This window comes from Halobacteriovorax sp. (assembly GCF_048381875.1).
GTDB lineage: Bacteria > Bdellovibrionota > Bacteriovoracia > Bacteriovoracales > Bacteriovoracaceae > Halobacteriovorax_A > Halobacteriovorax_A vibrionivorans.
In genome coordinates, this window is record NZ_JBLXBP010000005.1 from 113,567 (window position 1) to 127,789 (window position 14,223).

Below are 14,223 nucleotides of genomic sequence, written 5' to 3' on the forward strand. Positions count from 1 at the left end.
CCTTAATCGATTCTTACTTCTTTAGCTGATCGATCATATCACGCATGATATGGATCGCCTCTTCAAGTCCAGCATCCTTACGAAGAGATGATACCCACTCTTCCTTACGTTGCTTAAAGTCGTCCTTCCACTGCTTCTCTTCACCTTTCTTAACAGTTTCATGAGACTTTAATGACTCTTCAAAGTGAGTGATTGTAAGCTTCGTATTTTCTTCATCTAATTTTAATTCTTCAAGTTTCTTCTTATTCGCTTCTTCTTCTTTCATCCACGAATCGATGTTTAGCTTAAGCTTTGTATCTTTACGTCTTTTTCTTAAATAATCAACACTTTCTTGTACTTTTTGTAAGCGATCATTCTTAGCAACACGCTTTTTAGAATTAGAAATTAGTTTCTTAAGATCATACTGATGCTTCGTCCACTTTTGAAACTTCTTAGGCTTAATTTGATCCCACTTAAGTGAATAAGTTAGATCTTGCTCACGATTTTCAGCGTAGGCCATTGGATCTGGTATTACGATATCAGGAGTTACACCCTTATATTGAGTTGAACCACCTGTTATACGATAGAACTTTTGGATTGTAAGCTTTAGAGCACCAAACTTCTCACCAAGCATTTTATCAAGGCCTTGATCAAGGTTGTAAACAACTTGTACTGTACCTTTACCGTGAGTAACTTCACCACCAACTACGACAGCTCTTTTATAATCTTGCATTGCTGCTGCTAGAATTTCAGATGCCGAAGCAGAGTAACGGTTAACCATAACAATTAATGGCCCATCATATTCAACCTCAGGATCTGTATCAGCAAGTGTTTCTACTTGGTGCATATAGTTCTTCGTTTGAACAATTGGACCTTTCTTAATAAATAGCCCAGACATTAATTGAGCATCAGTTAAAGCTCCACCACCATTATTTCTAAGATCAAGAATAATTCCATTAACCTTCTGTTTCTTAAGTCTCTTAATTTCGGCCCTAACATCGTCTGTACAATTAATTGTTCCATTGAATTCACGATAGAATTTTGGAACATTGATATAACCATACTTACCTTTAACACCATCAAGTTCAAGAACAGAAGACTTAGCAAATGAAGCACCGATCTTTACTACATCACGAGTAATACCAATTGTCTTTCTTGTTCCGTCTGCTTTTTTAACGTGTAGGCGAACAACAGTTCCTTTCTTACCTCTAATATAGCGAACAGCATCGTCAACTCTCATCCCTACGAGATCAACAGGCTCTTCTTTTGAATCACCTTCACTTACAGCAAGAATAAGATCATCAACTTCAAGTTCTTTTTGACGCCAAGCTGCTCCACCAGGAACGATCTCAACAACTTTGATATATCCTTCATCTTCAGATAAAACGGCACCAATCCCTTCAAGTTGACCTGACATATCAATATCAAAATCTTCTTTCTTCTTTGGAGCTAGGTAGGCCGTATGTGGATCAAATACAGCACCAATTGAGTTATAAAAGATTTCCATATAATCTTCACGTCTCTCTTTTAATAGTCTTTCAAAATAGAGACGGTATTTTTTATCAATTGCTTCATGTGCCTTAGCTAGAATTTCTTTTTCCGTTAAGATTTTTTCAGACTCTAGCTTCTTTTTTGATTTCTTTTCTTTTTTATCTTTATCTTTCTTATTTTTTCCATTTTTAAGATCTTCTTGATCTTCTTTGATAGAAATATAACGTGCCATTACCGACTGCTTGAAAGTTAAGCGCCAGTTCTTTTCAAACTCACTCTTATCCTTTGCAAAGTGTCTTTTTTCAGGGTCAAGCTCAATAACTTCATTTCCTCTGAAGTTAAACTTATTTTCCTTAAAAAGCTTCTTACGTAACTCGTCTGCTTGGTTGATTCGATCAACCTTAATCTTCATGGCATCCAGAACTAACTTATAATTTCCAGAACGCATTTCATCGTCCATGAGAAGTTCGTATTTTTCAAGTTTTTTGACATCAGACTTGTATAGGAATTGCTTAGAGAAATCCATTTTCTTAATGAATTCTTGAAAAGCATTTTTTGATAAGTCGTTATTAACTTTCAACTTTTTATAATGAAGTTGCTCAAGGACTTCGATTAAACGATTTCCTAAGACTTGATCTTTATTGATACTAAAAAGGCCATTTTCTGCATGAAGCGCAAGTGGCGTTGACAACAAGGCAAGACCTAATACTAGGCCAAAAGTAGTTCTTAATTTCTTGTGCATTGAAGCTCCGATTCTAATAAAATTAGGTAGTTCCTAACCTCTATTTTAAAGCTTCTTATTAGTTTATGAAAGGACAATATATCGGGAATAAATTACTCGCCCATTAGCGAATGTCATTTTTGTGTAAAGTTCCCTTCAATGTCATAGCGATACACTTCAGCATTATTGACACAATCTCTAATCAGTTGATGCATATCGTGCTCTTCCATAAATTCCATAAAGTATTTTATATCTGCTTTAATCACTGGGTGCTTTGGCGCAAACATAGAACACGCATCATCATGTGGAATAATCGATGTCTCGAAAGTTCCAATTTCTTTTGCATAAGAGATAATATCAATTTTATTCATACCTACTAAAGGCCTTAGTGTTAACATCGGACAAGAACGATCAAGTACACTCATATTATGAATTGTTTGACTCGAAACTTGAGCAAGCGCATCTCCCATAACGAGAGCATTTGCCTTTACTCTCCTTGCTAGATAGGCCGATGCATCCATCATTAACTTTCTAAAAAATAATGTGCGGTAATCTTCTTTACAATGTTTTGCAAGATAGTTTTGAATATCACCAAAAGGAAGGACATAGAGCTTGATTCCATCATTTTGAAAACGAGATAGACTCTTACCAAGTTCAATAATCTTATCTTTTACTTCTTCACCCACATAAGGATAGGCCCAGAAAAATGCGAAAGTTTGTCTCATTCCACGTCGTGCCATCATATATGAAGCAACAGGAGAATCGATCCCACCAGAAAGAAGAGTCACGCCGTGACCACTTGTTCCAACAGGAAGTCCACCAACACAAGGAATCTTCTCCCATGAGAGATAGATTTCTTCATTCATGATTTTTATATCAACCATGATATCTGGATTGCGAACATCAACTTTAAGATCAGTATTTTTTAATAAGGCCGTGGCCATGTAGCGATTAATTTCATCACTATTTTTAGGAAATTGTTTTAATGCTCTTTTAGTATGAACTTTAAATGTTTTTACATTTTCAAGGGCACCAATCTCTTTAACGGCCAGCTCACAAACATAATCAAGATCAAGTGGACAGCTTCTCATTGGAGTAACAGAACTTAACCCTGGAACCCAACGAAGACGATCAATTAGCTCATCGCTAAATGGCTCCTCACTTTCTACAACAAGTCTTTGTTGATTATTCTTTAATTTCCAACTCGTGTGATGAAACTTACTAAAGATTGGTGAAAGATTTGATTGCAGCTTACGATAGTAATTCTTGCGATTCTTTCCCTTTAGCCATAATTCATCAACAGTTAAAATTAAACTCTTATACATATTTAGTCCTACTTAATTAAAAAACCAATTTCATCTATCACTTGCTTAAATCCATCTAACATTGCATCCACCTCTTCTTTCGTCGTGGACTTACCTAATGAGATACGAAGGATATTCTTATGATATTTCTCATCAATACCAAGGCCTACAAATAAAGGATTCTTTCCCTTTATCTTTGCCGAACATGCAGTTGAAGAAGAGATCATAATTTGCTTCATTTCTAAATGGCGCATTAGAACGTCACTTGCAATACCTGCAAATTGAACACACAAAATATAAGGAGAAGTATTACGCTCTTCAAATGGATAACTGATATTATTGTGAAACGAAGCTAGCTTCGTTTTTATTTCTTCTTTTAGCTCACTAACTCGAGCCATATTCTTATCTAAGTCAGCAAAGGATAGCTCGCATGCTTTAGCAAGCGCTAAGATAAGTGAAGTCGCTGGAGTTGAAGCTCGTAGCCCCTTTTCGTGTCCGCCACCTCGTAAGTAGCGCTTTAATTTTTCACTTAGACTTGAGCGATAAATTAGCCCAGCGATACCGCGAGGACCTCCCATTTTATGGGCCCCGAATGATACAAAGTCAATTTTTGAATTCTTAAGAGTGAATGGAACTTTACCAAAGCCTTGAGTGGCATCAACATGAACAAGACAACTCTTATTCTTCTCTTTTACTTTTTGGGTAATTGATTCTACATCAAATAATTGTCCAGACTGAGAATTGACAAGGCTTATGCAAACAAGCTTTGTCGTGTCATTAACGGCATCAACAATTTCATCTATTGATCTTAGGCCTTCACCACCATCAATAACCTTAGTAACAGATGGATGATCTCCAGCAAGGTAGACAATCCCATCCTCAATACTTCTAATAACCTGGTTATTTGACTCCGTAGCAGAAGAAGTAAAAATGATTTCAAATTGTCCCTCTCCAGAAAGTCCTAAACCTTTTAAGATTTCTTGGCGGGCATTTTCGATTTTTTTAGCGCAGGCCTTTCCAGCTGCGTGCTTGGCCGCAGGATTTGGGTAATCTAATTCAAAACTCTTAGATAGCACTTCCACAACTTCTGGATAAAGCTTTGTGGAGGCCGCGTGATCGAAATAATACATAAGATGCCTTATAACACGAAATAAAAACTAAGTACCCTAAATAACGATATTTTTAGACACTGTCCATAAAATAAACGGCCTAAGGCCCTGAAACCCCGTCTCATCACCCCTGTGAAATTGGCATCGTCGTTGCATCTTATTTAGTATGAAAATACGTTACTTCTTACTCATATTAATTGGAGTCTACCACTTTAGTTCAAACGCTTCACAAGCGGCACTGGCAAGTCGTTATCTCTACAATACACAAGCAAATCTTGAAGAGTTCTCAAGGCTTACTTCACGCGGAATGGGAACATTAGCAAAGAGAAGTCTCTCAAATGGAGAGCAGTATTTAGAGCAGCTTAATCTCATGAAAAATGAGCTAAACCGAGACCAATTAAAGCTATTAAAAGAGCTAGAAAGTGAATTATTAGAAAAGAAAAAACTTACCACAGAAACAATTAGTACCTGTGATTACCGAAATATTGAGCACTTTAAAGAATTAGAAAGATTAAAGGAGCTTAAGGCCCGCGGCGAGATTCTAAGCTTTAACGGACATAAAAAACTCTATATTTTAAAGACCCTAGAGGTGCGAAATTGTAAGCAATTTGCCACTTGGATGGAAAACTTTAACGAAATCTCTGTATAATGTTCAAAAATTAGCTATGCGTCATGATTTTGAGGATTTAATTTCCTAACATCAAATCATGAAGAAACTTATTCAAAATTCGATACTTACACTTCTTATTTCCACTTTCTCAACTGCAGGACTTGCAGCTGAGACAATCCTAATTTCTGATATCGACGATACAATTAAAATTGGTCATATCAGAGATAAGATCGATACCGTAAAGAATGCATTCAAGGTCAATAATATCTTTCTAGGAATGGCAGATCTTTATCATATTATTAAGGATCGAACTGGAGCAGAAGTTTACTATCTTACAAATGCTCCAGAAGAATTAATGAAGTGGTCTCACTCAACTCTTTTATATCTTGGTGACTTTCCACAAGGAAGTCTTGAGATTAGGCCAATTAAGGTATCAACTAAAGTATTTAAAGCACAAAGGCTAAGAGAATTAATTGAAAGAGAAGATCCGAAAAATGTAATTCTAGTTGGTGATAACGGAGAGCATGACAATACTTTCTATCACGATATTGCTCAAGAGTATCCAGAAGTTAAATTCTATACGTATATCAGAGCTGCATACCACTTTGACGAGAGCAATGCTCTTTATCCAGACCAAAGAAGTTTTGTGACACCATTTGAAATTGCAGATAATCTGTATCAAAGAGATGTCATTGAAAAAAGAGACTCTCAGGAACTTCTTGATCTCCACCTAAAAGACTTTATGAGAGAAACAAATGTAGATGATGATGGACCAATGTACATACCAGCATGGCTTCGTTGTCGTGGACACAAAAGAAGTTTCTGGTCGATCTTTAGAAGTACTCTACCGAGTAAGCTAACAAAGAAAATTAATTATATCTGTAATAAATATTAGTCCTGTGAGCAGGGACTAAAATAGTGATTCGAAGCTTTTTATCCATTTCCTTATAAAAAGCTTCGAATCTCATTTCGATTAACTCTTGAAAAGTGTCTCGTATCAACAGGAACTTCTCCAAAACGAATTTCAACATTTCCTAAGTTCCACTTGGCAATAAATTCACCTACAGCGTCTTTTAAGCTCTCCTGACCCTCGACAAGACATAAGACCTTTGTATCAACTTGAACAAATGCAACACGAGAGATTCCATCAACTTTGGCCAATTCATTTTCAAGGTGAAATGTAGGAATTAATTTTCCATCTATCTTCAGGCAATCTTTTAATCTTCCTAAGAGATAAATTTTATTATCTTTAAGATAACCCACATCCCCAGTTAAATGCCAAAGAGTCCCGTTCTCATCTCTATGCTTTGTGGTTTTATTTGCTGGATGATTATCAATATATTCTTTAATTACATGGGGCCCACTTAAACATATCTCACCCCACTGCACATCTTGATTAAAATCAAAGGCATTATCAACTTCTTTAATTTCTACATCTAAAACATCGATGACTTGTCCGAGTCTAAGCCCCACTCCATCATTGTTAATATACTCATCAATAGGAGTGAAACTTATAGGCTCCACTTCAGTTGAGCCATAAATGATATGGATTTCAACTTGTGAAGAAGCTGACTTAAAGGCATTTAAGACAATACTTGCATCCTTTGTCGTTATCTCTGCCCCACCAATGATAATACTTCTAAGGCTTGGAATTTTTATCTCATTTTCACTTATGTACTTGGCAAGTTTTTTAATGATCATAGGAGTGGCACTAAAGCGCGTAACACCATATTGATTCATTTGTTTTACAACTCTTTCAGGTTCAAACTCTCTAATTTTTCTAAAGTCCATATCAGGAAAGATTGTGGTTATTCCAAGTCCTAAATTCTGCAGAACAAGAGTTGGAAAAAATGGCATATCCACTTCGTCGTCTTTGTGAAGCCAAAAATATTCAGATACTATTTTTTGGGATAAAAAGATATCAAGACTTCGATTTGCGGCCTTAGGCCTTCCTGTTGAGCCACTTGTAAAAGAAATAAGAACCGGAGCATCTGATTGGAGAGGAACTTGTTTAAACTCCAATGTTGGATCATCTTTTATCTTAGTTAATTGAGTTGAAAAAAGACAACTTTGATCAAAAGTAAAACGCTTCATCTTCCAAAGAGCTGGTAGAAAAGGTGTCCACTTGAGAAGCTCTTTTACTGAAATGATTGCCTGTGCATTAGCATCCACGAGGGCCTGCTTTAACTTCTCTTTAGGCATTGTAGAATCAACAGACACCACAACTAGTCCCAAATAAAAAATAGCACACATGAGTTGATAGAGTTCCAGTCGAAGAGGCATAATAACAATTATGCGATCCCCTTTCTTTAGGCCTTGAGACTCTAGTGTCTTGATCCATGCTCCAACTTCTTTCATGAAGTCTTCATAATTAAGATCTTGGCCTTGATAAACAAGACAGCGCTTATTTAACTGAGAGCGAAAATGCTCGTCTAAATAATGGCAGCCATTTATTGGTATCCCCGAGTACCCCAGAGTTTTCCTTATATCCTCAATTTTTTTCATATGATAATATTAAATGAAATCTATTAAAAAGTAATGTTGGGTAGGAAATGTATCTATTAACGAAATCGCAAGCATTGCTTGCAACAACGAATGACATTGGTGGAAAGGCTTTTAATTTAGCTAAACTTGAGAAGTGTAAAGTACAGACCCCTGATTGGTTTTGTCTCTCTACTCATTATTTTCAAACATTGATTGACAAAAATGATAAGCTAAAGAGTCTTATTGATGATTATACAAGATTAGAAAATCTCGACTCACTAAAGCAATTGATCGCGGCCATTCATAGTGAAATTGATAAATGTGAAATTGATATAATTGAAGATGTCATGGCCCATGTTAATGGAGAGCTCCACTACGCTATAAGAAGTTCTGCAGCAGATGAAGATGGAAGCCATTTCTCATTTGCAGGACAACTGGAGTCATTCCTCTACGTCCAAGGTAAAGATAGAATCGCTCAGGCCATTCGAAACTGCTTTAAAAGTAACTTTTCACTAACTGCACTTACATATCGATTTAAGAATAATATTCATCATACAACACCCAAGATGGCCGTCATCATTCAAGAAATGATTGATCCTCAGAAGTCGGGTGTTCTCTTTACTGCAAATCCTATAAATGGGCACAGAGATGAAATGCTAATTTCAGCAAACTTCGGTCAAGGTGAAGGTGTTGTAAGTGGTGAATGTAATACTGATGAATTCACTATTGATGACCGCGACGTGATTAAAAGTGAAATTAGAGAGAAAGATTTCAAGATCATCGCTGACTTCGAAAATAAGACCACAAAGAAAATCAATGTAGAAAAAGATGAAGTTAAATCACCGGTTTTATCTCATGATGAAATAAGAGCAATTAGAGAACTTGCCTTTTCTATCCTTAAAATTAAAAAGAAGCCTCAAGATATAGAGTTTTGTATTCAAGATGGTGAAATCTACATAGTACAAACAAGAGATATTACCTCTTTACCTATGGATAAAAGACATGAATTTATGAATGTCTTTGATAACTCAAATATTCAAGAATCTTTTAATGGTGTTACAACTCCCCTTACTTTCTCATATGCATCTAAAATGTACTTCAAGGTTTATCATCAACTTCTAGGTCTAACGGGGCTAAGCGAGAAAGAACTAAAGAAACACGAAAAACGACATAAGAATATGATTGCGCTTATCAATGGGCGCGTCTTTTATAATATTCAATCATGGTACAAAGGTCTTTTGCTACTTCCATCTTTTAAACAATCAAAAGGTGATATGGAAAAGATGATGGGAATTACAGATCCAGTCGACTTTATCGAAGATAAGGACCTTTCATTTTCCCAGCGCATGGCCATGATACCAAATATGATTAAATCCTTTGGCAGCCTACTGTGGTATTTTTCTAAAATAGATAAGGTCGTTGCTGATTTTATGGATGGCTTCTACGAAGTATATAATAAAATCGACTTTTCAAAGCTTAATCGCCTTAACCTTACACAGCTCTACGATCTAACTGAAGAACTGGATCAGAAAATCACTGAAAAATGGCATGCCCCTCTCATCAATGACTTCTACGTTATGATGATGAATGGAAAGATGTATCGTTGGATGGATAAATTAGGCTATGAAAATCCAGATCTTGTTCTAGGAAATCTCCTCTCTGGTGAGTCTGATATTGCTTCAACACAGCCAACTAAGGAATTACTAAAAATAAGTGATGAGATAAAAAAGTGGGACAATACTCTTATTGATGAATTTCTTAAAGTTGAAAATAAGAATGTCTTAGACTTTATCTATTTAAATGATAAGAAAGTTTATCAAATGTGCTTAGATTATATTGAGGCTTTTGGTGATCGTACAATTGGAGAATTAAAACTTGAAAGTCTTTCTCTACGTGAAGATCCAAGCTTCTTAATAAATATTCTAAAGAACTATGTCGTTAAAAAGAGCTTAGGATATGAAACCTTCATTGCTGGCGAAGTCGAATTAAGAGAAAGTGAAGAAAAGAAAATTGCTCCTGTTGTAAAAAAGAAATTATCATTCTTTGCAAGAAAGCGCTTCTATAAGGACCTTGCAAAGCTACGTAAGGCGATTCGCTACCGCGAAAATACAAGACTACTTCGTACAAAATCATTTGGTATTTCCCGTCAAATTTATCGAGAAATGGGAAATCAAATGGCTTCATTTGAGCTTATTAATTCACCAGAAGATATTTTCTTTTTAACTTTAAGTGAAATTGAAGAATTAAAAGATGCAAGGATTGTGCAAACACGATTAAAAGACTTGATTGAACTTAGAAAGGCCGAGTACGAGTCATATGAAAATGATGAGCCGGGCCATCACTTTAAAACTTTTGGTTTCGTACATGCTGGTAATGACTTTATCTATGAAGGACACACACAAATCGATCCAGATGGTGCCCTAAAAGGTATTGGTTGCTATCCTGGACAGATCAATGGTGAAGTCGCCCTACTCTTTAAGCCTGATGAAGGAATTGATGTAAATGATAAAATCCTTTGTACAGTTAGAACAGATCCAGGATGGGCGCCACTCTTTCCTTCAATCAAGGGACTATTAGTTGAGAAAGGCTCAACTTTATCTCACTCAGCAGTCATTGCAAGAGAGTTAAAGATACCAACAATTGTAGGTATACCAGGCATCACTAAAATTATTGAAAATGGTGATGAAATTGAAATGGATTGTGAAAGAGGAATTGTAAAGATAGTAAAATAAAAAGGACCTAACTAGGTCCTTTTTTATTATGCGATTCTTCGATAAAGTTTAATATTATAAACACCAACCTTCTCATTTTTAATCTCTGAAGAAAATTGATCTGTAATATCCTCAAAGCCTGCAAGATCAGGCTCAAAGACTCTTAGATAGTAGCGAACACAAATTACTCCACCAACTTTAATTGAAGGCTTGGCCATTTGAATAAAGTTATTTCCAAGCTCATCATCAAAATAACTTGGAACATCAGAATATGAAAAATAATCATATTGTTTTTCGCCATTTGATAAAGTAGAGACGATATCACCTATTTGATAATGAATTTCAGATTCTTTTACACTTGTTTGAAGGCCATTGAAGCTTCGACACCTAAGAGGTGTATTCGTCAACGTTACTTCACCAAACAGACATAGACTTAGGAAGAAATTATCCTTTATCAAAGTTGTAGAAAAAAGTCGAGCAAAGCGTGAACGATAGAATTTCACATAACTTTCTTTCAAGTTCTTTTTAATAAAATCCCCACTATAAAGTAGAGAATTCATCATGGCCTTATTACCAACAATGGCCAAAACCACCGTCCAGCGCACGCTAAACGAAGTTGAAGTGATGATATATTTCTGCTCTTCTATACTTTGGCAATTCTTTAACTGGCGAATAAGTTTGTGGCCAAGAATCTTTCTGGCAAGTTTAGAAAACTTAAGAAAAGTTTTCTCCCAACTTCCGGCCAGGGCAGCAATTTCATTACTATCGAGAATATCGTGAAGCTCAATATTTATTCCAATACTCTTTAAAATCGATGAATCATCGTGATAAGCACGAAGAAAGCTTACTTCATCTAGCTCACAAATGGCCTTCTCATAGGCCCTCGCCCATTCAATCTGAATCTCTGAGACATCGAATAAATCGAGCTGACAGCCAGTTTGAGGTAATAAGTAGAGACCGCGAGGTCCTGCTCCACAAATAGAACCAATGCTCTTGGGCTTCAACTTTTTACAAATATTGGCCTCTAGCTCAATGTCTTCGTTAGCTAATGAATAATTAAGTTTATCAGTAAAATATTTCGCCATAGTCCAATTATAAATGTTTTCATTATATAATGATATTAAGAAAATAAATTCAAATGAGGGTGTATGAGTAAAGACATTAGTCACATTACAATGGAAGATTCATTTTTAAAGAGATACTTCGCTTGGTCACAGGAAAGATTTCCAATCGATAATGTTATCTCAGGTATCATTACATATTTTGTAATGTCTCGCATCGCACTCTTTCTAACTGATCAAAGTCTCGATTTTGTCGTAATGGATCTTCTTGGAGCCGTTGCTGTAATTGGACACTATTATATTTTAAGAGTCTTTGATGAGCACAAGGACTTTGAAATTGATTGTATCAATCATCCAGAAAGAGCACTTCAAAGAGGACTTATAAAGCTCTGGCATCTCGATATCATGGCGGCCATCTTCACTGTCATCTGTGTAAGCTTTTCATTATTAATCTCTAATAATTATCTAAGTCTTATTTGCTACGGGATTGTCTATATTTGGTCCGTTCTTATGGCAAAGGAATTCTTTGTTGGAAGCTGGCTTGAAAAAAGACTAACTCTTTATTCTTTCTCTCACATGCTGGTCTCTCCTCTTATCATAATTTGGATCTTTTCAACAAAGTGGCAGGTTCCTCAATTTGAAACTTATTCTATTATTGTTCTCGTCATGGCCTTAACTTCTGGCTTCTCTTACGAAATTACAAGAAAGACAAGAGGCCCAGAAGAAGAAAGTGAAACTCTTGATTCTTACACAAAGATCTACGGCATTGGTGGAAGTGTGCTCATTATCTCAATTATGAATATTATTACACTTGCCTGTTTTCTATATTTCACAACACTTATCCCTAACCTTCGTGGTGTTACTGTAGGAATGGGAATAGCTGGCTTTGCAGCAGCACAGTCAACTCTTTTAAAGTTTTTAAAGAAACCTAGCCTAGATGGAAGAAAGAAGAATGAAAAATCATTTGGACTCTTTGCTCTTCTTCTCTACGTTGCACTACTAGTAGGTATGTATGGAAATTAATTTAGAAGGCCTATCAATTCAACATAAACAGGAGTTTAAACTCTTTAAAGACAATGATTCCATCTCAAGCATTGAGCAGTTTAGTGATGATGACTCAAGCGCTGTCTTTTTCCTAATTGATAACAAGGCCTATTTTGGATTTTGCCAAGGTAAGCTTAATAATAACTTCATTGATGCTGCCAGAGAATATAAGACCAAACATCAAAGTGAGAAGATTGTAGGGCCATTAAACTTTTCAACTTATAATACATATCGCTTAAAAGAAAATGAAGACCTTCCCCATCACTTAATGGAGCCGCCATATGAGCCTGAGCTTTATCAATTATTAAAGTCACATGGTGAAATCTTTGAAAGTTATCTAACGTATGAAATTAATGACTTTGAAAAACTCTTAGACTGGTCAAAGCAATTTGATGAAATCGATGATAGTGTCATGAAAGATCAATACACTCTCCAAGTCATTGATACAAAGTACTGGATGGATAATATCGAACGCTTTTATAAAAGTGCAGATCAAGTCTTTGGAGAAAATCTAGCTTATTCAACTCTTTCATTTGAGACTTTTAAAGCAAAGTATGGAGAGCAAGCAGCGGGACTTATCTGTCCATTTACTTCTCGCTGTCTCATTTCAAAAGACAACCAACAAATAGTGGGAATAATTTTAAACTTCATTGATATCACGGCCGCTGACCGAAAGAGACTTCTTATAAAAACGATGGGAGTTCATCCAGATCATCGCCATATGGGACTAAGCTTTATCTACTTACTTAAAGAAATAATTCCTCAAGTACGTCAAAACTACGACCAGGCATTCCTCTGTCTTATGCGAGAGGGAAATCTACCATCACTTTTTGCTAAGGATATTTCACAAAAGGATCGCCATTATCACTTATTTAGTCTTTAAATACAATTTAAGAAGCTTTTGAAGTTCATCTACACGACACGGCAAAATATTATTTTAGATTATTGAATAAATTTTTAAAGAATAGATAAGGACGAAGATATTTATAAAAGATATGTGTAAAAATATATCTAGCATTTATATATTCATCTCTTATTTTTTTATTTATTCTTTCTTGGATAACATCATTAACATCATCTTCTGGTGTAATACGCCCCAAGGGTAAGGTTAAAACAATTTTACTATGCGGTAATTCAAAGTAAGTAATATCAGTTGAAGTAACATGTCTCTTGAATTCCCCATGATAACTTATATCAGCATTAGTATGTTTTAATATTGAATAAAGAACATCAATACATGCAGAAAAACACTGAGAGTCTGCAAAGATGACGATTTTTCTTTTAAATATCTTTTGCTCTCCAACATAACGGTTTATATCTCCAAACTCACTTTCACCTAAAGTAGAAAAGAGTTTCGAAATATCTTCATTTCTTTTTAAACTATTTATCTTCCCTTTTTTAATCCTTGATGAATAGAAATGATTTAACTGTTTGAAGTCTTGATAAAAGTACTGAAACCAAGAATCATCAATTATATCAACTCTAAACAATCTAGATAAAAATGCACGTGCATTTTTTAAATAACCACCAGTATTTCCACGTAAATCTATATAAACCGTAGAATAATCTTTATATAAAACATCTAATTCCTTATTTCTTTCTTCTTTATAAGAAAATGACTGAAGTTTAATATATAGATCATCATCATATTCAAAAGTTTTTAAATAATCGCCTAATATATATTTCTTATTATTTCGGTCATACAATAC

11 protein-coding genes are annotated in these 14,223 nt (G+C 35.3%); 5 read left to right on the forward strand and 6 right to left on the reverse strand.

The window, feature by feature from the left end; translation table 11 throughout:
• Positions 1-13: 13 nt before the first annotated feature.
• From ACN5L8_RS14045 to ACN5L8_RS14055, 3 genes are all read right to left on the reverse strand, one after another.
• The gene (locus ACN5L8_RS14045; RefSeq protein ID WP_120404576.1) at positions 14-2,212 is read right to left on the reverse strand and encodes a carboxy terminal-processing peptidase; all 2,199 of its coding nucleotides are present in this window, start codon (positions 2,210-2,212) and stop codon (positions 14-16) included.
• 113 nt (positions 2,213-2,325) lie between these two features.
• Positions 2,326-3,516: a tRNA uracil 4-sulfurtransferase ThiI gene (thiI, locus tag ACN5L8_RS14050; protein ID WP_114706369.1), complete on the reverse strand. Its 1,191-nt coding sequence runs from the start codon at positions 3,514-3,516 to the stop codon at positions 2,326-2,328.
• 8 nt (positions 3,517-3,524) lie between these two features.
• On the reverse strand, positions 3,525-4,625 hold the full coding sequence (locus ACN5L8_RS14055) for a cysteine desulfurase family protein (RefSeq protein WP_419173333.1): 1,101 nt from the start codon (positions 4,623-4,625) through the stop codon (positions 3,525-3,527).
• A 145-nt stretch (positions 4,626-4,770) separates the two neighbouring features.
• On the opposite strand from ACN5L8_RS14055, the gene ACN5L8_RS14060 reads away from it, so the two are divergent.
• Positions 4,771-5,253 carry a hypothetical protein gene (locus ACN5L8_RS14060; RefSeq protein ID WP_114706371.1) on the forward strand — a complete coding sequence of 161 codons (483 nt, stop codon included), beginning with the start codon at positions 4,771-4,773 and terminating at the stop codon, positions 5,251-5,253.
• 58 nt (positions 5,254-5,311) lie between these two features.
• A complete protein-coding gene (locus ACN5L8_RS14065) occupies positions 5,312-6,109 on the forward strand; it encodes a phosphatase domain-containing protein (protein WP_114706372.1) in 798 nt (265 codons plus the stop codon).
• A gap of 50 nt (positions 6,110-6,159) precedes the next feature.
• Here the strand turns inward: ACN5L8_RS14065 and ACN5L8_RS14070 are convergent, their stop codons facing one another.
• Positions 6,160-7,719 carry an AMP-binding protein gene (locus ACN5L8_RS14070; RefSeq protein ID WP_419173334.1) on the reverse strand — a complete coding sequence of 520 codons (1,560 nt, stop codon included), beginning with the start codon at positions 7,717-7,719 and terminating at the stop codon, positions 6,160-6,162.
• Between the two features lie 47 nt (positions 7,720-7,766).
• Here ACN5L8_RS14070 and ACN5L8_RS14075 point away from each other — a divergent pair, with 47 nt between their 5' ends.
• Complete coding sequence (locus tag ACN5L8_RS14075; RefSeq protein WP_419173335.1) at positions 7,767-10,430, forward strand: PEP/pyruvate-binding domain-containing protein; 2,664 nt, start codon at positions 7,767-7,769, stop codon at positions 10,428-10,430.
• A gap of 26 nt (positions 10,431-10,456) precedes the next feature.
• Here ACN5L8_RS14075 and ACN5L8_RS14080 read toward each other — a convergent pair whose 3' ends face one another.
• The gene (locus ACN5L8_RS14080; protein ID WP_419173336.1) at positions 10,457-11,494 is read right to left on the reverse strand and encodes a DUF3419 family protein; all 1,038 of its coding nucleotides are present in this window, start codon (positions 11,492-11,494) and stop codon (positions 10,457-10,459) included.
• A 63-nt stretch (positions 11,495-11,557) separates the two neighbouring features.
• Here ACN5L8_RS14080 and ACN5L8_RS14085 point away from each other — a divergent pair, with 63 nt between their 5' ends.
• Positions 11,558-12,493: a hypothetical protein gene (locus tag ACN5L8_RS14085; protein ID WP_114706376.1), complete on the forward strand. Its 936-nt coding sequence runs from the start codon at positions 11,558-11,560 to the stop codon at positions 12,491-12,493.
• Entirely contained in the window at positions 12,483-13,397 is a 915-nt protein-coding gene (locus tag ACN5L8_RS14090; RefSeq protein ID WP_419173337.1) for a GNAT family N-acetyltransferase, read from the forward strand. The genes ACN5L8_RS14085 and ACN5L8_RS14090 overlap by 11 nt, the downstream gene beginning before the upstream one ends.
• 49 nt (positions 13,398-13,446) lie before the next feature.
• On the opposite strand, the gene ACN5L8_RS14095 is transcribed toward ACN5L8_RS14090, so the two are convergent.
• The coding region (locus tag ACN5L8_RS14095; RefSeq protein WP_419173338.1) for a S41 family peptidase at positions 13,447-14,223 on the reverse strand (777 nt) is incomplete at its 5' end.

What these genes read in the sequence shown, in the direction of transcription:
- ACN5L8_RS14045 (WP_120404576.1), bottom strand. Translation starts at nt 2,212, where the DNA reads ATGCACAAGAAATTAAGAACTACTTTTGGCCTAGTATTAGGTCTTGCC.
- thiI (WP_114706369.1), bottom strand. Translation starts at nt 3,516, where the DNA reads ATGTATAAGAGTTTAATTTTAACTGTTGATGAATTATGGCTAAAGGGA.
- ACN5L8_RS14055 (WP_419173333.1), bottom strand. Translation starts at nt 4,625, where the DNA reads ATGTATTATTTCGATCACGCGGCCTCCACAAAGCTTTATCCAGAAGTT.
- ACN5L8_RS14060 (WP_114706371.1), top strand. Translation starts at nt 4,771, where the DNA reads ATGAAAATACGTTACTTCTTACTCATATTAATTGGAGTCTACCACTTT.
- ACN5L8_RS14065 (WP_114706372.1), top strand. Translation starts at nt 5,312, where the DNA reads ATGAAGAAACTTATTCAAAATTCGATACTTACACTTCTTATTTCCACT.
- ACN5L8_RS14070 (WP_419173334.1), bottom strand. Translation starts at nt 7,719, where the DNA reads ATGAAAAAAATTGAGGATATAAGGAAAACTCTGGGGTACTCGGGGATA.
- ACN5L8_RS14075 (WP_419173335.1), top strand. Translation starts at nt 7,767, where the DNA reads ATGTATCTATTAACGAAATCGCAAGCATTGCTTGCAACAACGAATGAC.
- ACN5L8_RS14080 (WP_419173336.1), bottom strand. Translation starts at nt 11,494, where the DNA reads ATGGCGAAATATTTTACTGATAAACTTAATTATTCATTAGCTAACGAA.
- ACN5L8_RS14085 (WP_114706376.1), top strand. Translation starts at nt 11,558, where the DNA reads ATGAGTAAAGACATTAGTCACATTACAATGGAAGATTCATTTTTAAAG.
- ACN5L8_RS14090 (WP_419173337.1), top strand. Translation starts at nt 12,483, where the DNA reads ATGGAAATTAATTTAGAAGGCCTATCAATTCAACATAAACAGGAGTTT.